Source organism: Ulvibacterium sp. (genome assembly GCF_965228935.1).
Lineage (GTDB): Bacteria > Bacteroidota > Bacteroidia > Flavobacteriales > Flavobacteriaceae > Ulvibacterium.
The window spans coordinates 4526167-4552719 of sequence record NZ_OZ245846.1 but is presented as its reverse complement, the minus strand read 5'-3'; the positions used below and the strand labels follow the sequence as shown (position 1 = coordinate 4552719).

The following is a 26553-nucleotide window of genomic DNA, read 5'->3' as shown; positions in this document are numbered from 1 at the left end:
GGTTTCACAAGAGTACCCTACTATTAGTCCTTAAAAAATCATTAGTCAAAAAAGACCATTCAAAACTTATGAGCGAAAGAAAAACCATAATATATATATTGTCCAATCAACGTTCTGGCTCTACATTAATTGAAAATATTCTTTCCAAGTCGAATCAAATGGTTTCAATCGGAGAGTCCTTTCTTCTAGGAGGATATATTCATAAAATTGGACCGGGGGTCGCATGGGATTGGAATTGTTCTTGCGGGGAAAGTCTGGAACATTGTCATTTTTGGAACCAGGTATATGAAAAAATAGGTATTGCCGACCCAAGGGATATAAAAAACACAAAAATTATTTTTCCCAAGGGGAAGAACAAAGACCATCAGAAAGAATTAAATAAGCAAGCGAAATCCTTGATGAATCGGATTTATAGCGCAGTATTCGACATTACCGATTGCGATATACTGGTAGACTCTTCAAAGGAAGCATTTTATGGAATTTCCCTTTATCAAAATTCTCCATATAAGTTTAAATTTATCCATTTAAGGAGAGATTTACGGGCGGTATCAATTTCAAAACACAAATGGAGGAAGAAATATAACAAAAAACATGTTAGCCATATTAAGTTGCTCTTAGCAAATTATTTACATCGGCTGCATTGTAAGAGCATGCTTAAAAGAGTGGATAAAAAAGATGTTTTTGACCTCAATTATGAGGATTTTTTTAAAAATCCACAAAAGACTTTGGACGATATATCAGATTTTTTTGGTTTTGACGCTTATAAAGTTCCAGAATTTATGGAACTAAATAATGACCATACCATAGCCGGCACCCCCAATCGTTTCAAGAAAACGAGAATAAAGTACGATAATCGTTGGGAGGATGTTGCTAAAAAACGTCCATTTTTTAATGCGTGTGGCTATGTACTTAATAGAATTGGATGAGTCTTAGCGATAAAATTAAGCATGCAGGCAAATGGCAATCACTTTCAGTTGTCTTTCTAAGTATTTTACAATTCATTTATTTCGCTATAATGGCCAGACTTCTGTTAAAGGAAGATTACGGTTTAATGGCCTTGGTTAACGGCATTATTGGGATTGGTAACATTTTTATTCAAGGAGGTATGGGTTCCGCATTGATTCAACATAAAGCTATCAATGATAAACATATTAATGGAGCCCTGCAGACCAGCCTGGTTATTGGGCTTACGCTTTACACCTTTTTTTACTGTCTATCGCCATTTATAGCATCTACCTATGAAGATATGCGACTGGATGGCCTCATAAAGGTGGCCTCTTTGAATTTAATACTGCTAGCTCTCAATAATATCTCAACTAACTTACTTTTTAAAAATTACTATTTTAAGAATGTTTCATTGGTCAGTATTATGTCAAACTTGATTGGCTATGGTACTGGGGTATATTTGGCAATAAATGGTTATGGAGTATGGTCGTTGGTTATAGCTACCCTTATAGCTTCGTTACTGAGTACCATCGCCTTGTTCTATTTTGCTCCCATAAAAATAAGTTCCAAAATCCATTATAGGGCAGCTCGAGAGTTGTTCAGTTTTGGATCTGGCATGATTTTATTGTCATTCAGCACTTTTTTATCAAGTAAGGGGCTCAACCTGATTTTTGGAAAGATTTTTGCCCAAGGTATACTTGGAATCTATGAGAGAACCTCGACATTGAAAGATTTACCAAGCCAGTTACTGGCAAGGATTATCAACAAAGTGATGTTTCCGGTAATGTCGGAAATCCAGGATGAAAATGAAAGACTGGTGAGAATTTACAAGTTTGGATTGGGGTTAAGTAACTCAATTATGATTCCCGTTACTGTATTTTTGGTTAGTTTTTCACCAGAAATTGTGCAAATTCTGATGGGGACAAATTGGTCGGAGGCAGTTGTACCTCTGCAAATAATGTTCCTTGTGCTTACTTTTAGCAATTCAGGGAAAATGACGGATTCCGTTATTCGAGCCAAGGGCCTTATCTATAAGAATGTTACCCGGAAGTATATTTTTACTCTAATAATCATAGTTCTTTCTGGTATTCTGGGGTATTTTTTTGGAATTAATGGTGCAGCCATAGGGATTGTAATTAGCCATTTTATAAACTATCTAATGATGATTGTTTTGGTCAAAAATGTATTCAAGGGATCAATACGGGAATACTTTTATGAGCCCTTTGTAGCCGGATTGAAATTAGGGCTATATCTTGGAGCCATTATATTTGTTTACAATATGGTATTTGGCCTATTTGGAAAAACTGATGTTACAATGTTTTTGACGTTTGCTTTAGGTTTGCTTATTGTTTTAACGGCCACAGCAAGGTTTAGACCTAACATCTTAGGACGATATTTGGAGACGTTCTTAAAAAAAGTATTCAATAGGGTATAGGACTATAGGTTGGGTACCAATGAATTTTTTAAGATAAAATATGGACAATTCAATTAAACCTGAATAATTATGAAAAATCAATCACCGATCAATTTCTGGGGAATAGGAGCGCAAAAGGCAGGAACCTCATGGTTATATTATAACTTATCTAAAGCACCGGGATTCGCTATACCACCGGTAAAGGAGTTTCATTATTTTGATAGGGACACTGCTTATCCCTCTCCCAATTATCTGTCAAAAACCAAGGTCAGGGATCGATTGTTCAGTTTGTCGTACCTAGTTAAAGCAGGAAAATCTATTCTGGCTTCTGTTTTAAGGGGAAATTGGGCACATATTAAGTTTTCTTTCAAATGGTACTTCTCCAATTATAATGATAATTGGTACAAATCCGTTTTTCAATTATTTGGGGGGGGTATAAGAGGTGAGATAACCCCTAGCTATTCCATGCTTAAAATCGAGGATATAAAACAGATGCACATAATGGCTCCAGATGCTAGATTAATATTGATGTTAAGGAACCCGGTGGACAGGGCTTGGTCCCATTTTAGACACACTAAAAAAAGAATCAAAGGATTTTCATTGGATAATGTGGAAAACAGCGAAATTATTTCCTTTATGAAGGAAGAGGGGCAAGTTTTAAGGTCCGATTATACTAGAACCATAAAAAACTTCACTAGCGTTTTTCCTAAGGAGCAATTGTTGATCGGGTTTTACGATGCCGTAATCGATGCTCCGGAACAACTGCTGGAAGAAGTAATCCAATTCATAACCTCGACGGGCGGCAAGGGAGATGACTCCCTAAAAACTAAGGACACAAATGAGTCCGGTCTGAATAAGGTAGTGAATAAGTCCATTGAATTGGATTGCCCCCCTGAGGTTTTAGCATGGTTGAAGGAAAATTATCATGATATGATCTTAGACCTTGCGAATCAATATGGAGGGTATTTCAATAAATGGTACAGTGAAACTTATAGTAAATCTTCTGAAAACAAGGACAATAGATTGTTTCCTACAATCTCCATGACATAGTCAGTGACCTGCAAATCAGAGGTGAAAAAGGGTTTCAATGGTTATTACTTGAATTTCAAAAACCGGGATTAAAGTTTGTAACGATTTTGAAATAAGGATTTTAAGGAATATAGCCTTCCCTAAAATTGTAGCCTTTCCTAAAATTGTAGCCTTTCCTAAAAATGTGAAGAGGTCATTATGGAGAGTCGTTTACTAGTATTGCTTGTTTACTTAAACTAACAAAGGGGTATGGATTTTTGAGAAGAACCCTCGTTGCAAGAATACTTAATGTAACTTTATTATTTGGATTTATAAATGGATTACATTAAAAAGACAGACCCCAAATTATTTATTGAATAGAATATATAAATCCAATAAAAAAAATTAGTGGGTAGAAGGGTCATTTGGACTGAGTCCTCCCGGAGAAACATCCTCATAGCGCCCTCCTGGCCCCTCCCAAACTTTAAACTCGTCGTAATATGCGTTGCCCTGGGGGGCATTGTTCTTGCTCCAATACAATCCCATTTGAATACCCACATCTCCATCATAAGGCTCACCATCCACATGCGCATAGCGATAAGTTGTAGTACCAGTTTCATCGACAATCTTGTTACCATTGACCCAGATTTCGATATAACCGTCAGTCGGATCCAATACCCAGTGAATAACGAAATCTATATAATCATCTAGATTGTAATTGAAATTAGATCTTTCTGTGCCTGTGGAAGCACCAGTGCTGAATACGCGATTCACATTGCTTGCATTAGTTGATGTCTGAAAGTACATTTGACCAGATCTAGTGCTCTGTCTTAGGGTAACAGGATTTATTACACCATCACCCACGCCGCCGGATCCACGGGTATTACGAAATTGAATATAGGTTCTTGATCCAGGTAATGGTTCAATCACCTTCATGGAGAAACCGATCCAATGCTCTCCCCAATCTAGTAGCCTGTTCGCCTTTATTTCGTTTCGAGTATCATTTTGGGTAAAATCCCCCAGCCAGATAGCTTGATTTCCTACTCTCGCATCCTTCGTGGTTCTCACAGCATCCCCTCCGTTAACTTCCCACATGCCATTGGTACGACTACCTTTCGAAGACCATTGAACGGTCTCAAAATCTGTGTCCCATATTATTCCTCGTCCTTGGGATCGGTTACTGATAATGGTAACGGTTCCAGTTTCTGTACTTGTGGACTCATTTGGGTTTGAAACCTCTGTCGTATACGTAAAAGTGTCCGTGTTGTCCTGCGTATCCGTGTTGTCCTGAGTATCGGTGTTGTCCTGCGTATCGGTGTTGTCCTGCGTATCGGTGTTGTCCTGCGTATCGGTGTTGTCCTGCGTATCGGTGTTGTCCTGCGTATCGGTGTTGTCCTGCGTATCGGTGTTGTCCTGTGTATCGGTGTTGTCCTGTGTATCGGTGTTGTCCTGCGTATCCGTGTTGTCCTGCGTATCGGTGTTGTCCTGCGTATCGGTGTTGTCCTGCGTATCGGTGTTGTCCTGCGTATCCGTGTTGTCCGGTGTATTGGTGATTTCCGGATTGGTAGGGGTATATGTTACCGTGTTGTCGTCATTAATGGTGACCGTACCGTTTTTGGGTTGCGTAACATTGGTTATCGTCACGGTACTCTCATCATCTAGAATATCGTTAGCCAAAACATCCAATAAAGTACTTCCATTAAGGGAGACAAAAAAGTAGTCATCCACTACTACACTTTCCTGAACGTCCGCAAGCACATAATCCGACAACAAATCCGAATCTTTCGAGCAAGAAATGCCAAATAGAAAAATAATAAAAAGAGATAACACTTTTAGTGGGGAGTTAGTGTCCAATTTCATAATAGGTTAAGGATTTTTAGGTTTATTTCTTCATTTGGGTTAGGTAAATCTATTTAAAAAATTAGTGTCTTCGATGAAATTCATGTTATTTTCGATGAATTACATTTTAAGAACATTGCAAAGATTACGTTATGGAAATCTGTTTTGGATGTCCATCGATTGTTTTTTCGATGAATGACACATTTCTTTAACATACTATGGTGCGCATTACATTTTTTTTAACAAAAATTCCAATTCTGTATCCAACCTATTTCATCTCAGTACTCCTTAGTTCAAATTGGAGTCTGTTATTTGAACGGCTCAAAGTTGAGGAGAAGTTCGAAGGTTGGATAAGTATAACTGGAGCAAGGCTGTATTGTCAAAAACACTTACTATTCCCCAGGTAAATGGGTTAGTGATACATCAACGCAATTGAACTATGGAATTAAGCAAATATTGAAATTCTTGAAAAGTAGTACTGGTTATTTCAAAGAATGAATGATATTCAATTTCCAGACCTAGGGCATTACGAAGTTCCTAGGATTTCTTAAGACGATTATACATTGTAGTCAATTGCCTTGCACGGAACCCTGATTGAAGATGTTCTTATGAAAAATTGCACCATTGTTAAATCTGGGAATAGCTCAGGTTTCTATTAGGTTTATAAGTGTGTTCAAGCGCGTTAAAACCTATAATCTAGCATTCATGGTGTCCTTCAAAATCCCTTTGACATCATAAACCACCCCGTTCTTTTTTAACACGTCCTTTAGATTTATTTCCAAGAAATCCTTATGGGCCACTGTTACAACCACAGCATCATATTTTTCATCTGGAATCGCCCTGATAGTTTGCAGCCCGAATTCAAGCTTTACCTCGAGAGGGGAAGCCCATGGATCACATACCACTACCGTAGCCCCATAGCTACTTAAATCCTTTACTACATCAATGGCTTTGGTGTTACGTACGTCGGGACAGTTTTCTTTAAAGGTAATTCCTAATACCAATATTTTAGAACCTTTGATTTTAATCTCATTCTGGATCATAAGTTTTACTACTTGGGCTGCTACGTATTTCCCCATTGAGTCATTCATACGGCGTCCCGCTAAAATAATTTCAGGATGATACCCAAATTGTTGCGCCTTTTGAGCTAAATAGTAAGGATCCACGCCCACACAGTGTCCCCCTACTAAACCGGGCCTAAAAGGGAGAAAATTCCATTTGGTGCCAGCGGCTTCCAAAACATCAAGAGTGTCTATTTCCATTAGATTAAAGATTTTGGCCAGCTCGTTAACAAAAGCAATATTGATATCACGTTGGGAGTTTTCGATGACCTTAGCGGCTTCCGCTACTTTAATGGAAGGTGCTAGATGGGTTCCAGCTGTAATCACAGAGGAGTAGAGTTCATCTATTTTTTTTCCTATTTCCGGTGTAGAACCGGAAGTGACCTTTAGGATCTTATCCACGGTATGTTCTTTATCCCCTGGATTAATTCGTTCCGGAGAATAGCCGACAAAAAAATCCCTGTTGAAAACAAGCCCGCTGGTCTTTTCTAGTACAGGGACGCATTCTTCTTCCGTTGCTCCAGGATATACGGTAGATTCATATATCACAATATCTCCCTTATTCAGTACCTTCCCTACCGTCTTACTTGCCTCGTACAGAGGCTTAAGGATAGGTCGGTTGGTTTTATCTACGGGTGTAGGTACGGTAACTATATAATATGAACAAGGTAAAATATGTTTAATAGCCTCCGTACAAAACAAGCCTATTTTGGTATCTGGGGAAGATTTTAAAACGGATTGTAAAACCTTGTCCTCAACTTCAAGCGTACTATCGTGTCCTAATTGCAATTCCCTCACCCTATCTTTTTTGATATCAAACCCCACTACCGAGTATTTTGTTGCAAACAATTGAGCTAAAGGTAGTCCAACATATCCCAGTCCTATTACGGCTATCCTTGTATCCATTTTTTTACCTTAAGTGTTTCCAATACCAACCAACAGTCTCTTTAGGCTCTTTTTCTATATTATACTTAGCCTCATACCCCGGCAGCTTTTTTGTTTTCTCTATGGAAGCGAAGGAATGGGGGGCATTTCCTTGACGTTCAGGCCCATATTTTACTGGTACCTCGGCAATGCCTTCTTCAAGTTCGCTTAAAGTCGTCTGTTCACCAAAAACTATAGTATACACCGCGTTCCGGGCTTTGGGATTATCCATCCCTATTGCCCGAATATTCATTTCTATCACATTATCAATATATGTAAAATCATGTGTAGCTTCCATGACCATTAATTACAGGAAATTCATATTTTATCAATTATATTATGAAATTTAGGGATTACCATCTCATAGGTGCCATTTGGGTCTTGTTTACGACCAAATACATTGAAATAACATAAACCAATAGTCCCTATATGATAGGTCTTGGCAAACACCTCGGCGTACAGTTCGTTCGCATATTTAGTAATCGCAGAAGGGAATAAGGGTTTTCCTATTACCTCCTCTAATTTAGGCATGGAATTGGAACCCCTATGAGTAGAGAAGCTAGCGGTATAGGCAAAACGCCTTATCTCTGTATCCCGGGCGAAAGGCATGTTCAAAAAACCGGATATATTTGCAGCACTACTGGTTATGGAGGCTTTTATTGATCGCGGTACGGAACCCAAAGCCGCTTGATGCAAAACATAATCGATATTGGCACAAGTCCGTTTGCAAACCTCTAAGTTTCGAATATCACCTTGAATCAATTCAAAATTCCGCTTATTCGGCAGTTCCTTTATATTATCTCTTTTTCCATTAGCAAAACTATCTAGGCAAGTTAAATGATTCCCGTTTTCCAAAAGTATTTCAAATAAACTTGAAGCAATAAACCCTAAACCAACGGTTATTAGAATACGATAATCTGTATCGAGATTTAGCGATTTATGATGCATCAAAAATCTAAATTAAGGCTTTTATTGGCAACCGGGGCAAGATAATTGGAAAACCTATTCTAAAAGAAAGCTTAAATGACTAAATCCAATAGATTGTCCTTATTCGGAACAAAGATTCAAAACCTTTAGATCAAAGGTAAGTTTTACGAAAACCCTTATTTAATCCAAATGCGCCTGCACAAAGATAGCTGAGCTTTACAAGGTCTTGAAATGTCCTTTACAGGAGGTAAATAGCGAGGTGTTCTGGCAATTTTTAACCCATATTTAAGCTGAAATAACTTCGGCAAAAGTGTAGCGAATAGTATTTTTCTTCTGTGCTTGAATTAGTAGTCCATCGGTTCCAACTAATCACACAGAAACTGTTTTGGCAAACTGTAATGAATAAAAGATATTCCTTGATCAAATAATCATACCGGCGGCAACCGTTTCATTCGTACTCTCGTCAATTAATATCAAATTTCCAGTACTCCTATTATCACGATATGAATCAATCATAAGAGGTTTGGTAGTCCTAATCTTTACTTTGCAAATATCGTTCATACCTATTTCCTTATCCTTGAAATTACGCCCAAGGGTTTCGATATCTATTTTGTAAAGAACCTCTTTTATCATGGCTGTTTGCTCGTTGGTCGTATGTCTAATCGTATATTTGGCTCTCGGTTTTGCCGGGGAAGTGTTCATCCAACATAGCATTACCTCTACATCTTGAACAGGATCAGGTTTATTGTTAGATCTAACAATCATATCGCCTCGTCCAACATCTATATCGTCTTCTAGGGTTATTGACACTGACATTGGGGCGTAGGCTTCCGGTAGTTCACCTTTTGGACCTTCGACCATCTTTATCTTTGAAGTGAATCCAGAAGGCATCACGGTTATCTCATCGCCAGGCCTAAAGATACCACTTGCGATTCTGCCGGCATAGCCCCTATAATCAATGAATCCTTCGCGTTGGGGTCTTAATACGGTTTGGACAGGGAAACGAGCATCTACACTGTTAAAATCACTACTAATATGAATGGTTTCCAAAGTGTGCAATAATGGAGCACCGTTAAACCAATTCATATTTTCTGATTTGTTTACAACATTATCTCCCAACAGGGCACTGATGGGAATAAAACGCACGTCCTTTACTAGCAACTTTGACGAAAAGTCTTGAAACTCCTCTACAATATTATTGTAAATCTCCTCTTTAAAATCAACTAAGTCCATTTTGTTGATGCATACAACTAAATGTGGTATTTGCAACAACGACGCTATAAAAGAGTGCCTTTTAGTCTGCTCAATTATTCCATGTCGGGCATCTACAAGGATTATAGCCGCATTTGCTGTGGATGCACCTGTGACCATGTTTCTTGTGTATTGTATATGGCCAGGAGTATCAGCTATTATAAACTTTCGTTTTGGGGTAGTAAAATAGCGATATGCTACGTCTATGGTTATACCTTGCTCGCGCTCATCCCGCAAACCGTCTGTGAACAAAGCTAGGTCTACACCTTGATGACCTTTCTTTAAACTGGTATTCTCAACCGCTGTCAATTGATCTTCAAATATGGATTTAGAATCATAAAGAAGCCTTCCTATGAGTGTACTTTTCCCATCATCAACACTGCCGGCAGTGGTGAATCGTAGTAGTTGACTGTTATTTAGTTCCATTGTTCTATTTTAAAAATACCCTTGTCTTTTACGATCTTCCATAGCTGTTTCGGAACGTTTATCATCAGTTCTGTTTCCCCTTTCCGTCTGCCTCATTCCTGAAACTTCCTCAGCTATTTTTTCCAAGGAGTCCGCATCCGATTCAATACCTCCTGTGATGGTAATATCCCCTAACGTTCTAAATCTAACTTTCTTTACTATAATTTCCTCACCATCTTCCAGTTTTAAAAATTTCGAATTTGGAATCCATGAATCACTTCTCCAAACCACTTCCCTCTCGTGAGCAAAATACAAGGATGGAATTGCAATGTTTTCACGTTTTATATAATTCCAAACATCCATTTCCGTCCAATTGCTAATAGGGAAAGCCCTAAAATGTTCTCCTTCAAAATGTTTTCCATTGAACAAATTCCAAAGTTCCGGTCTTTGGTTTTTTGGATCCCATTGCCCAAAGTCGTCCCGGTGTGAAAAGAAGCGCTCTTTGGCCCTTGCTTTTTCTTCATCGCGACGCCCCCCTCCTATGGCACAATCCACCTTATGCTTTTCAATGGCGTCCAGCAGAGTCGTGATTTGAAGTGAGTTTCTAGTGGCGCTTTTTCCTTTTTCTTCGGCAACCCTACCTTGATCGATTGATTCTTGAACAGATCCCACGATGAGATTTACCCCCAACTCTTTCAAGGTCTCATCCCTAAATTGAATTGTTTCTGGAAAATTATGCCCCGTATCCACGTGCATCAACGGGAAAGGTATTTTAGCAGGGAAAAAGGCTTTTTTTGCCAGATGTGTCACAACAATGGAATCTTTGCCACCGGAAAAAAGAATAACCGGATTTTGAAATTGAGCCCACACCTCTCGTAATACGAAAATTGCCTCTGATTCTAATTCGTCCAAATAATTTAAATAATACCTACTCATTTTTGAGTTTTAGATGGTTTTTGATTTTATTGTATACTATGTCCACGGATTCCTCTATACTAAACTCATTTGATACTTTTATATTTGGCATAGTGGGTTGCTCATATGGGGCAGAAATGCCGGTCATGTCTTTTATTTCTCCTCTTCTCGCTTTTTCATACAACCCCTTAACATCACGTTGCTCGCATACCTCCAAACTGGTATTTACAAAGATTTCAAAATAGTTATCCGAACCTACAGTTTCTTTGATGAATTCCCTATCCTTTTCATAAGGGGCGATGAACGCAGCAAGTACTACTATTCCTGCATCCACGAAAAGCTTTGAAATCTCTCCTATTCTCCTCAGGTTCTCAGAGCGGTCTTCGGGTTTAAAAGTAAGATTACTGTTAATACCCTTGCGTACATTATCACCATCAAGTACATATGTTTTGATGTGATTTGAGTAGAGCCTTTGCTCAAGGGCGTTGGCCAAAGTTGACTTACCCGACCCGGATAATCCTGTAAAGAATATCAAAAAGGAATTGTGCTCATTCAATTTTCGACGATCCTCTACATTGACTTTATACGAATGGGAAACTAAATTTTTTTCCATTTTTCTGATCTAATTATTTTGTCCAAACCAAAATTGATACGGTACCAAGCTCTTTCATGACAATAGTACAAGGCCATTTTAGTAATGACTTCAAGACCCCCAACCTTTAAACCGGTGATAGGGTTTCCGGAGATTATCCATGATATAAAAACGGTATCCATTGTACCTATAAAACGCCAAGAAAAGGTTTTAAGCAAATGTCGTTTTCTACTTTCCGATATATTTACACGTACCCACAAACGTTCGTGGAGGTAATATAAAATCATTTTTGTAAAAACCTCTGAAACCCCTATTTTTAATCCTGTGGCAGGGTTTCCAGTTATAATCCAGGACAGTAAGATGGTGTCTAGGGTTCCAACTAACCGCCAGGTAATAGTCTTGGCAATATGTCTTTTATGGGAGATTTTTCCCATAAAATGAGAGATTCTACCCATAGTTTATTGTCTCACCAAAAAGTAAGGATTCAAGAAGCTTTCCTTGTTATACGGCAATTCCTTATTTGTTTTCTGAGAGATAACCTTTAAACCTACCGCATTACATATAGCATGCCCAGCGGCCGTATCCCATTCCATAGTTGGTGCAAACCTTGGATAAACATCGGCCTTGCCCTCCGCTACTAGACAAAATTTGAGTGAACTTCCCTTGGAAACAATTTCCACATTATCAAAATCTTCTTTGATCGAGGAGATGTAATCGATTGTGTCTTGATTCATATGGGAACGGCTCCCCACAACACGGATTAAATCCTTTCTGGGTTCACTTTTATTAATGCGATCTTCTTCGTCAAAAAGTTCTTTTGTCAGTCTGTGGTTATTATCCAGGACAGTTTTGCAAGCCACCTTCTTGTTAACATCTCCGTAGTAAAGATGTCTTGTGGCGGGAACATAAATAACACCAAAGGTCGGTTCCCCAAACTCACATAGTGCTATGTTTACAGTAAACTCTCCATTTCTTTTGATGAATTCTTTTGTCCCATCAAGTGGATCCACTATCCAACAAGTATCCCAATGCCTTCTTTCGTTGTATTCCAAGTTCTTGTTTTCTTCGCTTATGATAGGGATACCGGTTTTTACCAACTGTTCGTTGATAACCGTATTAGCCGCAGTGTCGGCTTCGGTCAAGGGTGAATTATTATCTTTTATTTCCTGATAAAAACTTGGTTTTTGGTAAATTTCCATTATCGCTAAACCACCCAAAATAGACGCGTTGACCGCTATTTCCTTACTATTTGACAATAAGTGTTTTTTTCTCTCCATATCCACAACAAAGATTGAAAATAACTTAAGTAATGGCAATTTTTAATTGTTATTTACGACGTAAGCCAATAAAAAACCGATGATTATTAAACATAGTCTTACGGTCATAACGATATGATGTTATCACAGCTCATACAATTAGGTAACAATAAATGCCTTATCCAAGTTCCAGATTTCATTAAAACTAAACTGGTTCACGTTGGCTTCAAACGTCATTTTAGACACAAAAGCCGATGAACAATCACAAGAAGGAAGGAAAACGCACTAAAAAATGGTTAACTACCCTCATAAACACACCAATGGACTTTTCAGACTTTGTAATAGTGTTTGTACCAAGCAATAAATGATTTAACTCCCTCACTAATCGATGTATTGGGACTATATCCATAATCATTTATCAAATCTTCAACACTAGCCCATGTTCTGGTCACATCGCCAGGTTGCATAGGTAGCATTTCCTTTATTGCGACTTTTCCTAAATTTTCCTCTATGGTTTCAATAAAATCCATTAGCTTAACGGATTGGCTGTTTCCAATATTGTAAATCTTATATAAATTGTCTTTTTGTCTCTCTTTGCCAGGCGATTCGATAATCCGGACGACTCCCTCAACAATATCAGTTATGAAAGTAAAATCCCTTTCCAGTTGTCCATTGTTGAATACTTGGATGGGACGTCCGTTGGCAATGGCATCTGTAAACAGGAATAAAGCCATATCAGGTCTGCCCCATGGCCCATAGACTGTAAAAAATCGAAGTCCGGTCGTCAAAAACCCGTATAAATGACTGTAGGTGTGCGCCATAAGCTCGTTACTTTTTTTGGTCGCGGCATATAGGCTTATAGGATTATCTACGCGGTCCGTAGTATCAAAAGGCACTTTTTTATTAAGTCCATATACACTGGAACTGCTGGCGTAGACCAAATGCTTTACATCATGGTTTCTGCAATTCTCTAGTACATTATGAAACCCTACAATATTGCTGTCCACGTAGGCGGCCGGATTTTCCAAACTGTAGCGAACCCCAGCTTGAGCGGCCAAATTACAGACCACATCAAATTTATTGGATTTGAAAAGAGCGGGAAGTTCAGAGCGATTTTCAAGGTCTAAACGTATGAAGGAAAAATGGCTATCATTGGAACTTCTAATTAGCTCATTATGTTTTTGCGCTGAAGAACGTTCGATTCCTAATTCTTTAAGCCTGTCGTATTTCAGTTGTTGGCTATAATAGTCATTTATATTATCTAACCCCACTACTTGATGTCCATTTTCTAAAAGCTTTTTGGAAACAAAGAAACCTATGAATCCGGCAGCACCCGTAACTAACACCTTCATGATTGCCCTATTTTGTAATATTTAAAACCTATTTCCTTCATTTTTTTGGTATCCAACAATCTTCTTCCGTCAAAGACAAAGGCGGGTTTTAACATATTATTGAAAATTTTTTCCCAATTATAGTCCTTAAATTCGTCCCACTCGGTAAGTATTGCGATGGCATGGGCTTCCTTGCTGGCTTCTATGGGATCTTTAATTACCTTTAGTAAATGTCTATTTTCGGTAGGCTCTCGCGTGTTCAGATAATCGAGGTCATTGTAAATCTGCTTCTCGGAAACCTTGGGGTCATACACAAAAATCTGAGCCTTTTCTTCCAACAGGGCATCCGCAACATAAATGGCTGCGGACTCTCGTGTATCGTTAGTATCCTTTTTGAAGGCCCAACCATAAAATAAGATTTTTTTCCCAGAAACTGTATTATATAAGGTGGTCACTATATTATCCGCAAAACGCCTTTTTTGATAATCATTTATCAAAATGACTTGTTCCCAATAATCCGCTACTTCATTCAATCCATAGCTTCGGGCAATGTAGACCAAATTAAGGATGTCTTTTTGAAAACAAGAACCACCAAACCCAACAGAGGACTGTAAAAACTTAGGGCCTATCCTACTATCAAAACCGATTGCCTTGGCCACTTCTTGAACATTCGCATCCGTTCTTTCACATAAGGCGGACACCGAATTAATAGAAGATACGCGTTGTGCCAGGAAGGCATTGGCTACGAGCTTGGATAATTCGGAGGACCAAACGTTGGTCTGAAGAATTCTATCCTTTGGCAACCAATGTTCGTAGATTGCGCTTAATGAATCTTTGGCCATTTGACCTGAAGGGGTTTCATCCCCTCCTATAAGCACTCGATCGGCATTTAACAGGTCGTTGATAGCTGTACCTTCAGCTAAAAACTCTGGATTGGAAAGAATTTCAAAGCTTACTCCATTGCCTGTATTTTGAAGTATATTTTTAATGGCCTGTGCTGTACGTACTGGCAAGGTCGATTTTTCTACAACGATTTTATCATCTTTGGCTACGCGAGCAATATTTCTGGCACAGAGTTCTATGTATTTCAGATCGGCAGCTTGTCCTTTTCCTTTACCATAGGTTTTTGTCGGTGTATTTACAGAAATGAAAATCATTTGGGCTTTATCGATTGCCTTATCAATTTCTGTGGAGAAGAAGAGATTTTGACCCCGACTCTGACCAACTATTTCCTTTAGACCAGGTTCGTACACAGGTAGGTTGTCCAAATCAGTGTGGTTCCATTGATCAATTCGGTCTTGATTAATATCCACGACCGTAACGTTAATCTCTGGACATTTATGGGCAATGACCGACATAGTCGGCCCCCCTACATATCCTGCTCCTATACAGCAAATTTCGGTGATTTTTTTCATAGATGTTTAAAACTTTTGAGTGCAAAGATTAGTAAATAACTCTATATTCTATAATATATTATCGACGAAAAGTATTTTTTGTAGCATGATGGGAAAGTTATGGATTAACGTATGGAAAATTAGGATTTCAATAATAAAAAAGTCTTTTAGCCGATGTTTTTCAATTCTTAAACGAATTATAACCTGTTTTTAATCGTATGAAGGAAACTATAGTTACTTTTGATTAAGAAATTACAGTTGAACTATAACCTAACAGTTTTTGGAAACACTAACTAAGATTTGGCTTTCTTCTCCACACATCGGGAGTAATGAGCAGAATTTCGTGGACGAGGCATTTAGTACCAATTGGATTGCTCCATTGGGGCCCAATGTTTCTGGTTTTGAGTGTGATTTGGAAAGTTATCTTCAAGAGGATGTCCATGTTGCAGCACTTAGTTCTGGAACAGCAGCAATACATCTTGGCCTTAAATTATTGGGTGTAGGAAAAGGCGACGAAGTACTATGCCAAAGTTTTACGTTTTCCGCTTCTGCCAATCCAATTACATATCTAGGGGCTAAACCCGTTTTCGTTGACAGTGAAAGCGAGACATGGAACATATGTCCCGAACTTTTGGAAGAGGCAATTACAGAAAGAATTCGAATGGGTAGCAAACCTAAAGCCATCGTGGCGGTGCATCTCTATGGAATGCCATATAAGGTCGATGAAATTCAGGCTTTGGCCGAAAAATATCAAATTCCCGTTTTAGAGGATAGTGCCGAGGCTCTGGGTAGTACATACAAGGATTGCAAATGTGGAACTTTAGGCGATATCTCAATATTATCTTTTAATGGTAATAAGATTATAACTACTTCAGGAGGAGGTGCTTTGGTATCCAAGACCAAGGAGTATAGGGATAAAGCCGTTTTCTTGGCGACCCAGGCCCGAGACAATGCGGTCCATTATCAGCATTCGGAAATTGGTCACAATTATCGCATGAGCAATGTGTTGGCAGGAATTGGCCGAGGACAAATGCAAGTTTTAAATGAAAGGGTCAACGCGAGACGAAGAAATTATGAATACTATTTAAGAGCTTTACAAGGTCTCGATGGTATTTCATTTCTTGAAGAACCGGATGGGATGTTTTCCAATAGATGGCTAAGCTGCATACTAACCCCGTCATACCAAGTACGCGAGAGAATTCGTCTGGCTATGGAAAATGAGAACATTGAGTCTAGACCGCTGTGGAAACCGATGCACTTGCAACCGGTTTTTCAGGGAGAGCCTAGTTTTACGAATGGTGTCTCCGAAAATCTTTTTCAAATAGGACTATGTCTACCTAGTGGCTCCAATCTCCTCTTGGAAGATTTGGAGCGAATCGTTGAAATCCTAAAACTTGCCCTAAAATGATACAAAACTACCTTAACAGTACGGTTGAAAGATATGCTTCCAAATGGTTGGTGTTGGGAATTGATATTGCTATCGTGGCAATTTCTTTTGTACTCTCTTATTTTATCCGTTTTAATCTGACCTTCGATTTTGATGTCGACAAGCTATTCGTTCAATTGCCATGGGTGTCTTTAATTGCACTATTTTCATTTTTAATCGTAGGCTCATATAAGGGAGTGGTTAGGCATACTGGTTTACGGGATGTTTATAACATTTTTAACGCCGTATGTTTGGCAAGTATTTTGTCGATTTTTTTGATTCTGGTAAATAGAAAATTTCAATTGGCAAATGATTTTACCATTCCATTATCAATAATTATATATAATAGTTTATTAAGCTTTATCGCATTGGTTTCTTCTAGGTATGTCTTTAAGACCATGTATCAAAACTTAATAAGTCAAAGTAGCTTCAACTCGGCCAAAAACGTTTTGATATATGGTGCGGGTGAGTCCGGAATACTTACGTATGGGGCTATTACCAACCATTCCAAAACTAATGTTAAGGTTATCGGTTATATTGATAAGGATAAAAAAAAGATTGGCAAATTCATCAACGGTGTCAGTGTTTATGCTCCCGAAACTTTGACGGAGACTTTTATTCGTAAGAAAGGTATTGCCGAGATAATCTTTTGTATACAGAATATAGATCACAAAAAACTGAAGAGTTTGGTCGAGGGATTAGTAGATTTTCCCGTTCTGGTAAAAATTGTCCCTCCCGTTGAAGATTGGATAAACGGTGAATTAAAGGCCTCTCAAATCAAGAAAGTCCAGATTGAGGATTTATTGAATAGGGCTCCTATTGACATTACTAATTCCAAAATCAGGGATGAGGTTAGGGACAAGGCCATTGTGGTGACCGGAGGTGCCGGTTCAATAGGGAGCGAAATTGTAAGACAAATCTGTAATTATCGATATCGTTCTTTGGTGGTCATTGACCAGGCGGAGTCGGCACTGTACGACCTACAGCAGGAACTAAAGCAAAAAGGGTTCCATAATTTTGTGCCCATTGTAGGAGATGTGAGGGATAAGAACCGGATGAACGCTATCTTTCAGGAGCATAACCCCGATATTGTGTTCCATGCCGCAGCCTATAAGCATGTGCCTTTGATGGAATACAACTCCTACGAGGCCATCAAGATTAATATTGCCGGGACCAAGACAATTGCGGATTTGGCGTTGAATCACAACGTGGGTAAGTTTGTGTTGATTTCCACAGACAAGGCCGTTAATCCTACCAATGTGATGGGAGCCAGTAAACGAATAGCCGAAATCTATGTAGGCTGTATGCAACAAGAGGGCAAGACCAAATTCATTACTACGCGCTTCGGTAATGTTTTGGGATCCAACGGTTCCGTAATTCCCTTGTTTCGAAAGCAGATAGAAAATGGAGGTCCCATAACCTTGACCCACAAGGAGATTACCCGATATTTTATGACCATTCCTGAAGCATCCCAATTGGTTCTAGAAGCTGGAGCTATGGGCGAGGGTGGTGAGATTTTCATTTTTGATATGGGCGAATCGGTCAAAATATTCGATCTAGCCAAAAACATGATTAAACTTTCTGGTTTGAACTATCCTGAAGACATCGATATTAAAATTACTGGATTACGTCCAGGTGAAAAGCTATATGAGGAACTATTGGCAGATGGTGAAAACACCCTACCTACCTATCACAAGAAAATCAAAATAAGCAAGGCCAGAGAGTTGGATTATGGCGATTTGAGATCAAAGATAGATGAACTTTGCATTACCAATATGTTTTTTAGTGGGAGTACCGTAAGGCTTATGAAGAGTATTGTTCCCGAATACATTTCCCAGAATTCTAAACTTTGTGAACTGGATGATGATGAGAGTCCAAACAGAAAGGATAAGACAGTTCTAAAAGTTATTCAACCGTGAAAAATCCAAAAATATCTTAATTTTGCATCTTAAAATTCAACATTACAGCATGCTAAAAAGAATAATTCCTCTTCGTTATATCATGTGTTTTTTATTAGTTCTCATTACCTCATGTGCTTCTAGGAAGGAGGTGGTTTACTTCCAGGATACCGGTGATTTTGAGACTTTGGTCAATAACAGCAGCTTTGTCTCCAAGTTCAAAGTCGATGACTTGGTTTCAATACATGTATCCTCCTTAAATCCTGAAGCTAGTGCTCCATTTAATTTGATGAGAGGAGCTGCAGAGGGCGGTTTTCAACCACAACAAGTGGATTATTTGGTGGATCAAGCAGGGGAAATTGACTTTCCGGTTATTGGAAAGTTAAAGATAGAAGGGTTATCCCCTGATGAACTTCGTCTTCTTTTACGAGATCGATTATCTGAGTATTTAAAAGATCCAATTATTAACATCCGACTCCGGAATTTCACCGTTACGGTATTGGGAGCCGTAAATAGCCCTGGAACCTATCCGGTGAATGGCGAGCAAGTGACTATTTTGGAAGCTTTGGGATTTGCTGGAGATTTAAATATTCGCGGAAAAAGAGATAATGTTTTGGTAATCAGGGATTTTAATGGAACCAAGGTCTATACCCGTGTGGATCTTACGAAGAAAAATATGGTCAAATCTCCGGTCTATTATTTGACCCAAAATGATGTGGTCTACGTTGAGTTAAATAAATCTGGTATAAAGGAAACTTCTCTCGACGCTAGAGCAGGCTTATATGTCTCCATTGTTTCCGTACTGATTACGGCCACGGCCATATTCCTTACAAGAAATAATTAAGTAAAAACACCGAGAAATTATGGATTCCACACAATTCCCCAACGGGAATGCAGATTTCAATGCTCTGCTGAGGCCTTATCTAAAGAACTGGAAATGGTTTGCTTTCAGTGTATTGGTAGCCGTAGTTCTAGGGTTTTTGAACATACGGTATTCCACTCCCAAATATGCAATAAGAGCTAAAATTCAAATCTTGAGTGATGATACCTCCTCTTCGGAATTGGCGGCATTCAAGGACATTCAAGTTTTTAGTGGAGGAGGAGGTGAAGTTCTAGATGAGGCTGAGGTTATTGGATCAAGGGGAAATATTATTGATGTAGTCAAAAAGTTGGGATTGAATAAAAAGATTATTGCCCTAGGTGATATTCGTAATTCTGACTTATATGAAAACCCACCTTTTAAAGTAAATTTTTTGACCCCGGATTCAATCGTTCATCAGGCTGAACAAGAGTTTTTTATCACGCCCAGGACAAATACAAGTTTCGACTATGTTCTCATGGAGGATGACCCTGTGAGATCTATTCCATTTGGTAAGAAATTCTCCTCCCCAGTAGGAGACATTATCATTACCCCCAATAACATGAACTTGAAGCGCTTGAGCGGTAACAGATATAAAGTTGCGATAGTTCCCTTAAGTACCGTTGCAGAAAACTATCAAAAGGATATTTTGATTTCCGTAGCAGAGGAAAATTCCCAAATCATCTCCATTTCTTTGGAAGATGCGATTCCGCAGAGGGGAAGAGACATCATAAACACCTTAATATCCAATTATAACCAGAACGCTGTTGATGATAAGAAGGCCATTGCCGATAGGACTTCTAGTTTTATAAATGACCGAATTGCTGAAATCTATGGTAGTTTATCCACGGTAGACCAAAGTGCCGAAGATTTCAAGGCGGGTAGGGGAATTGCAGATATTGCCACACAGACCAACGTTAATTTAAATATGGGTGCCGCCAGCCAACAGGAATTACAGAAGGCCTCGGTTCAATTGGATATTGCGTCCTCTATGAAGGATATAATCGAAAATCAGGGAGGATACGAACTGCTTCCTGCCAACATTGGACTAGCGGATCCCTCTATTGCCAGCGCCACGGGGCGGTATAATGAATTGGCCTTGGAGCGGAAGCGCCTACTGGAAAGCTCCAATGAGAAGAACCCAATAATTGTAAATTTGGACCAACAACTGGATGGACTAAAGCAAAGTATGCAGTCCAGTTTAAATAGCATGACAAATAATTTGGGATTGCAGGTTAACAGCCTCAGTAGTCAGTTATCCCGGATCAATTCCCGAATTTATTCCGCTCCAAGGAATGAACGGGCCTTGCGTGACATTAGCCGACAACAACAGACTACGGAATCCCTTTATCTCTATCTGCTCCAAAAACGTGAGGAATCCCAAATTACATTCGCTTCGGCCTCGCCTAAGTCTAAGGTCATTGACAACGCCTACCTGGCAATTAAGGATCCCGTCTCCCCTAAAAAACCGATAATTCTTTTGGCGTCATTGATTTTGGGGCTTTTAGTTCCTTTCTCCGTTTTATACACCAAGGATATGTTGGATAACAAAATCCATAATAAGGTTAATTTGGAGAAATTAACAGGGAATATCCCAGTCTTGGCAGAATTACCCAAAATCGCCAAAAAGGAAAATACCTTGGCAAAGACTAACGAGCGAACCGTTTTGGCGGAGTCCCTTAGAATTCTCCGGACCAATCTGGATTACATCCTAAAATCCAAAAAAGGCAATGCCCCAAAAGGAAACACTATTTTTGTTACCTCTAGTGTGCCTGGGGAGGGTAAAACTCTGGTCGCCTCCAATTTAGCGATGATTTATGCCAATACGAACAAAAAAGTTTTGCTTATTGGGGCGGATATCCGGAATCCAAAGATATATCAGTTCTATTCCGGAAAAAATGTGGGCAAGTTAGGGCGGGCTACTCGAGACAAAGAAAATCGTGGTCTTACCGATTTTTTGGTAGATAAAGAATTAGAAGCCAAGCACATCATTTCATCGATGCTGGCCCATCAGCAGGAGGTAGATGTGATTTATTCGGGAAAAATACCACCTAATCCTGCTGAATTGTTGATGAGCGAACGAATGGACGATTTGTTTTCCTATGTAAGGGAAAAATATGACTACATTATTGTTGATACGGCACCTGTTATGGTAGTCTCGGATACCCTTTTGATTAGTGGCTATGCGGATCAGACCCTATACGTTACTAGGGCTGGAATAACTGAACTCAAGGTAATTGAATTCCCATTGAAACTGCATCAAGAAGGGAAACTGAAAGGATTGTCATTTATTGTCAACGATGTCAAGGGCTCCAATTTGGGATATGGCGGAAAATATGGCTACGGCTATGGAAAAAGTGTTAAAAAATGGTGGAAGTTTTAGTGAAAGTATTGAATTGATTTTTCCACTAGCGGCATTATCTGACCAAGAATCCTTTCAGATATTTTAATTTCCTTTAGTGCTTTGATGTGGTTCAAATGATGTACATCCGAGCCCAAAAAGTCTATGTGACCGTTTTCGAGTAGACTCAAGGCATTTCTTTTAACTTCATTGCCGTAAAAATCTCCCAGGGAAAGTAGGTTCATCTGAAAAAGAATTCCTTTTTTTTTGTATTCCGAGTACCTTTTGGTATTCTTGGAAAGAAAAACATATCGTTCAGGATGTGCCAAAATTGGAAAATAACCTTTGGACATAATCTTATCCGTTGAGTCTTCAAAATTTAATGAAGGTTGCAAATAGGACATTTCTATTAATAAATAGTCCTCTTTTAGCGGTATTGTTTCTTCCATTTCCAACAATGATTCAAAATTTGAATCAATCATATGCTCCGCTGCCGCTTCTATAACTATATCCGCAATACCCCTTTCCAACAATGCCGCTCTCAAGGTATTGAGCGCTCCAGCAATGGTTCCTGGATTGTTGGGATAGTAATCGTGCATTATGTGGGGAGTTGCGACAAAGCGTTTTATTCCAAAACTTGAAAGCTCTTTGATTATTTCAATAGAGTCCTCAACATTTTTCGCACCATCATCGATGCCCGGAAGGATATGGTTGTGAATGTCGACAAACCCTCTTAAATGGTCGACAAGAAAGTTTTTTTTGGCAAAAAAAGTAAACATGGTATAGAGGTTTAGGGAAAATTAGTTCTTTATTGGTGAGCCATTTTTTCAAACTATTTCATATGATTTCTTAACAAAATTCCATGTAATTTAAAAAATAGGGTAGGAGTACTCAAGATAAAAAGAGAAAGTCCTTTATTTTCATCTAACACATGGATGCTTTTTATTTCATAACCAATTCAAGAATTCGGATTTTTGGCAAAGTTACTCTAAAAAGCCAACCAAACCCTATTCCGGAGAAAGAGCAGGACACGATTACAAAACGTGAGTACGGGAGCATCCTAAATTTCCGATGCGGATAAGATGAACAATGGAAACTATGTTTATTTTAGTGACCATAACGGTCATGATGTAAATAAACCATAGAACAAAATCTTATGCAAACGAAAGCTCTATCCTTGGAATCATTTAAGGAGATGGATTATTTGGTGGTAGAGAACTACGACCTGCCCATAGAACTTATGATGGAAAACGCGGGATTACAATTGGCACGTTTAATTTCAAATATTACTTCAAATATTGCATTGAAAGATTCCAAGGTTACGATGGGTATCGGGAACGGTAACAATGGAGGTGGAGGTCTTGTGGCCGCCAGAAGGTTGGCAGCTTGGGGATATGACGTTTATCTTGATTTAGCCGTACCCATAACCAAGGATCTACCAAAAGCCCAATTGAAACGGGCGTTGCTGTTTGGGACAAAGGAAGGTTGTCCGGCCAAAACGGACATTTGGGTAGATGCCTATCTCGGTTTTTCCCAACACCTACCTTTATCCCCAGTCTTTATGGAAAGAATAAACTTGGCAAATGCATCGGGTGCTCATAGGATCTCCCTAGATATCCCCACGGGAATTTCAGGTGACGGTACCCATCGCATGTTCAAAGCCAATACAGTATTAACGTTGGCCGCTCCGAAAAAAATTTTAGGGATACTTCCACCTGAAACCGATATTTTTGTTGCCGATATTGGAATTCCAAAAGATGTTTACAAAAAATTCGATATCAAAATGCCGGATTTTTTTAAAGAACAAATTTTGAAAACCTAAAAGTGACAAAACCATTGAACGTTAAAGAGAGAGGTATATCAAAAATAGCACAATACTTTTTTGTTAACGGGAAGCCAAATCAATTTGGATGAAGGATAAATTCCCGTTATTTTTTTTGCTCTTATATGGTGTATTGGCTTACGGTCAGCTATCGGATTTAGCCAGGATAGAGTATACCTATCTCCCAAAGGGAAGCTCCAATGTGGGTTACCATCGGGCAAGGGGATTATTCAGCTACCCTGTTAAAATAAAGGAAGGGAATTACCTTTTATTGGGTTTGGATTATAGCAACATCGAATTATCCTTTGACTCAAGCATCGATGCCTTTGACACTCAGGTAATACAGGACTTTCAACTTCTTGACATTAATTTTGGCTACACCTTTAAGTTGAATTCCGATTGGCGGATAGGAGCTAGGTTCACACCCGGATTCAGTTCAAACCTGGTAAAGAACATTTCCTTGGAGGACGCTGTTTTCTCAACTGATCTGGTTTTTATAAAGGACAAAACAAGGGATACGGGGACCAAAAAGCCATTTCGACTTATAATCGGGGTTTCCTATTCGGAAAATCGAGGCTTTTCCTATCCTATTCCTTTTGTTAGCTATTATCGAAAATTTCATCCGAAATGGTCCTATAACCTGGGTATACCCCGAACGAACCTCCAATTTCATATTTCAAGAAAATCAAGGGTAAAACTAACGGCCGAGCTGGACGGATTTACGGCAAACATACAAGAGCCCCTTCTGCTAGAGGGTGATGAAATTGCGGAGAGGATCAACCTGTCCTTGGTAGTGGCCGGACTTCGATATGAGTTTAAGTTCGGTCGGAATTTTGAACTCTATTGTACCTTGGCCAATGTGTTCTTCAGTAATGCCGAACTACAGGATTCCAAAAACAGAAGAGTGATCGGAATAGATAAAAACAGTACGGTTTATCTAAGGACAGGACTGCGTTTTAAAATTTAGATCTTCAACTTGGGATCCAATTGCTATTAAAATAGGGGCGGGGTTTTGTCCAAGGATTCTCTCCTTAAAACGAGAAAGAGGAACGTCTTTATCTTGCTACCTACATTTTTCCGAATTATTTTAAACGATTTGGTAATCTGGGCCTCCACCGTTTTAATGGAAATATTGAGATACTCCGCTATTTCCAGATTGGTGAGTCCCTCTTGCCTGCTCAACGTAAATACTTCCCTACACTTTGGGGGAAGGTTTTGGACTTCCTTTTTGATCAATTGCAGGGCTTTTTCCAAAGAGGTGTCATCATGACTACGAACTGCCCTTTCCAATCCTTCAAAATATCTACTTTCCAAGATCATTGTAGGCCTTTGTTTTTGGTATTGGTTTACAAATTCGTTATAAACCGATTTTAAGAGATAGTTTTGAAGGGAAGATCGTATGGCCAATTTTTTTCTTCTTTTCCAAGCACTAAATAGGACGTTCTGTATGATATCCTCGGCCGTACCATAATCGTTGGCAAGGGTAAGGGCATATCCGAATAGCCGTTCATAAAAGCGGTCCACCAAATATTCGAAAGCTTTTTCCTCTCCGTTTCGTAATCCTTCCAGCAGTTTTTTTTCGTTATCGTAAGTATTCAAATTGCCTTAATCGTTAAAAATATTGTCTCTCTTAAACAAATATTAAAAAAAAATGGCTTAAAAGTTAGGGTATTGTAAAATTCCAATGTCTTTTAGATAAATGAGGAACATTCATGTCATCGAGGAAAATAGAGGATTTCATTATAAAATACCTGTGCAACGAAGCCACTACGGAAGATTTAGATCAGTTGTCCAAATGGATTTTAGTTGAGGGTAATGAACGTATTTTTGACGACTATATAAAGACACATTATGAGGTTATTACGGCTATGAACAAACCTCCCGATATAGAAAAGATAAAAAAGAATCTATTACGGGACATTCAAAAAGATAGAAGGCGTACAAGGATTCTCCACATACGGAACTACTTTAAATATGCGGCAATATTTGTGCTTGCTTTTGGCGTAGGGTATTTCTATTGGCAAAATATTCCTGAATCAAAGCCTGTAAATATTTTAACCCCCAAGGCGGAACCCGTAACCATTACCCTGGATAACGGCACCACAAAGATCATTAAACCGGAAGAAAGTATTGTTTTAAAGGATTCCAAGGGAAATATAATAGGTAAACAGGACCAGACCCAACTTACCTATTCCAAAGCTGTTGAAACCGAGGAATTGATTTACAACACCCTTGAGGTACCTTATGGAAAACGTTTTGATGTGGTGCTTTCGGATGGCACCCAAGTCTATTTGAACGCGGGTACAACGTTGCGGTATCCCATTAACTTTCTAAAAGGAAAAAAGAGAAATGTTTTTTTATCAGGGGAAGCCTACTTTGAGGTAGCAAAGGACAATGACCATCCTTTCGTAGTCTCCATCGGCACAATGCAGATAGAAGTCCTTGGCACAGCTTTTAATGTGTCCAACTATTCCGAAGATAGCAGTATGAATACCGTTTTGGTCGAAGGATCAATTATACTGTACCAAGAAAAGGATAAGGATACCAAGGGTAGTTCAACCCTTTTGGAGCCCGGGTTTAAGGCGGAGTGGGACAAAAAGGATGGCATCGTATCCATAGAGCATGTGGATACCAAAGTGTATACCGCTTGGGTAGAGGGCAAATTGGTTTTCCGGAATACCCCCTTTTTAAAGATTAGACAATCCTTGGAGCGTAAGTACAATGTAAAAATTCAGAATGCCAATATCGACCTGGACAAACAGCTATACGATGCAACCTTTGATATAGAAACCATAGAGGAAGTGCTGGAATCCTTTAATAGGAGCTACGCCATAAAGTACCGAATAGCCAACAACGAAGTAATCATAGAATAATTAAAATTTTTTGCCAATGATGGAATACTGCTAAAACCATAAAAAATCATGAGAAACAAAAAATCGGAAAAT

Annotated in this window: 23 protein-coding genes; 10 read left to right on the top strand and 13 right to left on the bottom strand. The window is 38.9% G+C overall.

The annotated features are described in order from the left end of the window. Positions 1–68: 68 nt before the first annotated feature. From ACO06Y_RS19185 to ACO06Y_RS19175, 3 genes are all read left to right on the top strand, one after another. The gene (locus ACO06Y_RS19185) at positions 69–926 is read left to right on the top strand and encodes a sulfotransferase (RefSeq protein WP_422080644.1); all 858 of its coding nucleotides are present in this window, start codon (positions 69–71) and stop codon (positions 924–926) included. Next, the gene (locus tag ACO06Y_RS19180) at positions 923–2380 is read left to right on the top strand and encodes a lipopolysaccharide biosynthesis protein (RefSeq protein ID WP_422080643.1); all 1458 of its coding nucleotides are present in this window, start codon (positions 923–925) and stop codon (positions 2378–2380) included. The genes ACO06Y_RS19185 and ACO06Y_RS19180 overlap by 4 nt, the downstream gene beginning before the upstream one ends. Positions 2381–2449: 69 nt before the next feature. Then, complete coding sequence (locus ACO06Y_RS19175) at positions 2450–3409, top strand: sulfotransferase domain-containing protein (RefSeq protein WP_422080642.1); 960 nt, start codon at positions 2450–2452, stop codon at positions 3407–3409. A 363-nt stretch (positions 3410–3772) separates the two neighbouring features. Here the strand turns inward: ACO06Y_RS19175 and ACO06Y_RS19170 are convergent, their stop codons facing one another. From ACO06Y_RS19170 to ACO06Y_RS19120, 11 genes are all read right to left on the bottom strand, one after another. Then, on the bottom strand, positions 3773–5227 hold the full coding sequence (locus tag ACO06Y_RS19170; RefSeq protein ID WP_422080641.1) for a hypothetical protein: 1455 nt from the start codon (positions 5225–5227) through the stop codon (positions 3773–3775). Positions 5228–5895: 668 nt separating this feature from the next. Further along, positions 5896–7173, bottom strand: a complete 1278-nt coding sequence (locus tag ACO06Y_RS19165) for a nucleotide sugar dehydrogenase (RefSeq protein WP_422080640.1) — start codon at positions 7171–7173, stop codon at positions 5896–5898. 4 nt (positions 7174–7177) lie between these two features. Further along, complete coding sequence (locus ACO06Y_RS19160; protein ID WP_422080639.1) at positions 7178–7489, bottom strand: hypothetical protein; 312 nt, start codon at positions 7487–7489, stop codon at positions 7178–7180. 20 nt (positions 7490–7509) lie between these two features. Next, a complete protein-coding gene (locus ACO06Y_RS19155) occupies positions 7510–8139 on the bottom strand; it encodes an NAD-dependent epimerase/dehydratase family protein (protein WP_422080638.1) in 630 nt (209 codons plus the stop codon). Between the two features lie 399 nt (positions 8140–8538). Then, entirely contained in the window at positions 8539–9795 is a 1257-nt protein-coding gene (locus tag ACO06Y_RS19150) for a sulfate adenylyltransferase subunit 1 (protein WP_422080637.1), read from the bottom strand. Between the two features lie 9 nt (positions 9796–9804). Then, on the bottom strand, positions 9805–10710 hold the full coding sequence (gene cysD / locus ACO06Y_RS19145; protein WP_422080636.1) for a sulfate adenylyltransferase subunit CysD: 906 nt from the start codon (positions 10708–10710) through the stop codon (positions 9805–9807). Further along, positions 10703–11302, bottom strand: a complete 600-nt coding sequence (gene cysC / locus ACO06Y_RS19140; protein ID WP_422080635.1) for an adenylyl-sulfate kinase — start codon at positions 11300–11302, stop codon at positions 10703–10705. Before cysC ends, cysD begins: the two co-directional genes overlap by 8 nt. Then, positions 11287–11715: a DUF2061 domain-containing protein gene (locus ACO06Y_RS19135; RefSeq protein ID WP_422084199.1), complete on the bottom strand. Its 429-nt coding sequence runs from the start codon at positions 11713–11715 to the stop codon at positions 11287–11289. Before ACO06Y_RS19135 ends, cysC begins: the two co-directional genes overlap by 16 nt. Before the next feature lie 24 nt (positions 11716–11739). Then, on the bottom strand, positions 11740–12558 hold the full coding sequence (gene cysQ, locus ACO06Y_RS19130; protein ID WP_422080634.1) for a 3'(2'),5'-bisphosphate nucleotidase CysQ: 819 nt from the start codon (positions 12556–12558) through the stop codon (positions 11740–11742). 308 nt (positions 12559–12866) lie between these two features. Beyond that, positions 12867–13889, bottom strand: a complete 1023-nt coding sequence (locus ACO06Y_RS19125; protein ID WP_422080633.1) for an NAD-dependent epimerase — start codon at positions 13887–13889, stop codon at positions 12867–12869. Further along, a complete protein-coding gene (locus ACO06Y_RS19120) occupies positions 13886–15283 on the bottom strand; it encodes a nucleotide sugar dehydrogenase (protein ID WP_422080632.1) in 1398 nt (465 codons plus the stop codon). Before ACO06Y_RS19120 ends, ACO06Y_RS19125 begins: the two co-directional genes overlap by 4 nt. 259 nt (positions 15284–15542) lie before the next feature. Here ACO06Y_RS19120 and ACO06Y_RS19115 point away from each other — a divergent pair, with 259 nt between their 5' ends. Genes ACO06Y_RS19115 through ACO06Y_RS19100 form a run of 4 tightly spaced genes read left to right on the top strand, consistent with a single transcriptional unit; the run spans position 15543 to position 21828 of the window. Then, entirely contained in the window at positions 15543–16670 is a 1128-nt protein-coding gene (locus ACO06Y_RS19115) for a DegT/DnrJ/EryC1/StrS family aminotransferase (RefSeq protein ID WP_422080631.1), read from the top strand. Next, entirely contained in the window at positions 16667–18607 is a 1941-nt protein-coding gene (locus tag ACO06Y_RS19110) for a polysaccharide biosynthesis protein (RefSeq protein WP_422080630.1), read from the top strand. Before ACO06Y_RS19115 ends, ACO06Y_RS19110 begins: the two co-directional genes overlap by 4 nt. A 49-nt stretch (positions 18608–18656) precedes the next feature. Further along, the gene (locus ACO06Y_RS19105; protein WP_422080629.1) at positions 18657–19430 is read left to right on the top strand and encodes a polysaccharide biosynthesis/export family protein; all 774 of its coding nucleotides are present in this window, start codon (positions 18657–18659) and stop codon (positions 19428–19430) included. A gap of 19 nt (positions 19431–19449) precedes the next feature. Then, positions 19450–21828: a GumC family protein gene (locus tag ACO06Y_RS19100; protein ID WP_422080628.1), complete on the top strand. Its 2379-nt coding sequence runs from the start codon at positions 19450–19452 to the stop codon at positions 21826–21828. On the opposite strand, the gene ACO06Y_RS19095 is transcribed toward ACO06Y_RS19100, so the two are convergent. Beyond that, positions 21825–22565 (bottom strand): tyrosine-protein phosphatase, encoded by a 741-nt coding sequence (locus ACO06Y_RS19095; protein ID WP_422080627.1) that lies wholly within the window; start codon positions 22563–22565, stop codon positions 21825–21827. The two genes, ACO06Y_RS19100 and ACO06Y_RS19095, sit on opposite strands and share 4 nt — an antisense overlap. Positions 22566–22942: 377 nt before the next feature. On the opposite strand from ACO06Y_RS19095, the gene ACO06Y_RS19090 reads away from it, so the two are divergent. Continuing rightward, positions 22943–23608 (top strand): NAD(P)H-hydrate epimerase, encoded by a 666-nt coding sequence (locus ACO06Y_RS19090; RefSeq protein WP_422080626.1) that lies wholly within the window; start codon positions 22943–22945, stop codon positions 23606–23608. A gap of 88 nt (positions 23609–23696) precedes the next feature. Next, entirely contained in the window at positions 23697–24575 is an 879-nt protein-coding gene (locus ACO06Y_RS19085) for a DUF6268 family outer membrane beta-barrel protein (RefSeq protein ID WP_422080625.1), read from the top strand. 26 nt (positions 24576–24601) lie between these two features. Here the strand turns inward: ACO06Y_RS19085 and ACO06Y_RS19080 are convergent, their stop codons facing one another. Then, positions 24602–25207: an RNA polymerase sigma factor gene (locus ACO06Y_RS19080; protein ID WP_422080624.1), complete on the bottom strand. Its 606-nt coding sequence runs from the start codon at positions 25205–25207 to the stop codon at positions 24602–24604. Between the two features lie 113 nt (positions 25208–25320). On the opposite strand from ACO06Y_RS19080, the gene ACO06Y_RS19075 reads away from it, so the two are divergent. Then, positions 25321–26481, top strand: coding sequence for a FecR family protein (locus ACO06Y_RS19075; protein WP_422080623.1), 1161 nt, complete (start codon positions 25321–25323; stop codon positions 26479–26481). Positions 26482–26553: the final 72 nt, after the last annotated feature.

Excerpts from the sequence above, each read along its gene's own strand:
- ACO06Y_RS19185 (WP_422080644.1), top strand. The coding sequence starts at position 69 with ATGAGCGAAAGAAAAACCATAATATATATATTGTCCAATCAACGTTCT.
- ACO06Y_RS19180 (WP_422080643.1), top strand. The coding sequence starts at position 923 with ATGAGTCTTAGCGATAAAATTAAGCATGCAGGCAAATGGCAATCACTT.
- ACO06Y_RS19175 (WP_422080642.1), top strand. The coding sequence starts at position 2,450 with ATGAAAAATCAATCACCGATCAATTTCTGGGGAATAGGAGCGCAAAAG.
- ACO06Y_RS19170 (WP_422080641.1), bottom strand. The coding sequence starts at position 5,227 with ATGAAATTGGACACTAACTCCCCACTAAAAGTGTTATCTCTTTTTATT.
- ACO06Y_RS19165 (WP_422080640.1), bottom strand. The coding sequence starts at position 7,173 with ATGGATACAAGGATAGCCGTAATAGGACTGGGATATGTTGGACTACCT.
- ACO06Y_RS19160 (WP_422080639.1), bottom strand. The coding sequence starts at position 7,489 with ATGGAAGCTACACATGATTTTACATATATTGATAATGTGATAGAAATG.
- ACO06Y_RS19155 (WP_422080638.1), bottom strand. The coding sequence starts at position 8,139 with ATGCATCATAAATCGCTAAATCTCGATACAGATTATCGTATTCTAATA.
- ACO06Y_RS19150 (WP_422080637.1), bottom strand. The coding sequence starts at position 9,795 with ATGGAACTAAATAACAGTCAACTACTACGATTCACCACTGCCGGCAGT.
- cysD (WP_422080636.1), bottom strand. The coding sequence starts at position 10,710 with ATGAGTAGGTATTATTTAAATTATTTGGACGAATTAGAATCAGAGGCA.
- cysC (WP_422080635.1), bottom strand. The coding sequence starts at position 11,302 with ATGGAAAAAAATTTAGTTTCCCATTCGTATAAAGTCAATGTAGAGGAT.
- ACO06Y_RS19135 (WP_422084199.1), bottom strand. The coding sequence starts at position 11,715 with ATGGGAAAAATCTCCCATAAAAGACATATTGCCAAGACTATTACCTGG.
- cysQ (WP_422080634.1), bottom strand. The coding sequence starts at position 12,558 with ATGGAGAGAAAAAAACACTTATTGTCAAATAGTAAGGAAATAGCGGTC.
- ACO06Y_RS19125 (WP_422080633.1), bottom strand. The coding sequence starts at position 13,889 with ATGAAGGTGTTAGTTACGGGTGCTGCCGGATTCATAGGTTTCTTTGTT.
- ACO06Y_RS19120 (WP_422080632.1), bottom strand. The coding sequence starts at position 15,283 with ATGAAAAAAATCACCGAAATTTGCTGTATAGGAGCAGGATATGTAGGG.
- ACO06Y_RS19110 (WP_422080630.1), top strand. The coding sequence starts at position 16,667 with ATGATACAAAACTACCTTAACAGTACGGTTGAAAGATATGCTTCCAAA.
- ACO06Y_RS19105 (WP_422080629.1), top strand. The coding sequence starts at position 18,657 with ATGCTAAAAAGAATAATTCCTCTTCGTTATATCATGTGTTTTTTATTA.
- ACO06Y_RS19100 (WP_422080628.1), top strand. The coding sequence starts at position 19,450 with ATGGATTCCACACAATTCCCCAACGGGAATGCAGATTTCAATGCTCTG.
- ACO06Y_RS19095 (WP_422080627.1), bottom strand. The coding sequence starts at position 22,565 with ATGTTTACTTTTTTTGCCAAAAAAAACTTTCTTGTCGACCATTTAAGA.
- ACO06Y_RS19090 (WP_422080626.1), top strand. The coding sequence starts at position 22,943 with ATGCAAACGAAAGCTCTATCCTTGGAATCATTTAAGGAGATGGATTAT.
- ACO06Y_RS19085 (WP_422080625.1), top strand. The coding sequence starts at position 23,697 with ATGAAGGATAAATTCCCGTTATTTTTTTTGCTCTTATATGGTGTATTG.
- ACO06Y_RS19075 (WP_422080623.1), top strand. The coding sequence starts at position 25,321 with ATGTCATCGAGGAAAATAGAGGATTTCATTATAAAATACCTGTGCAAC.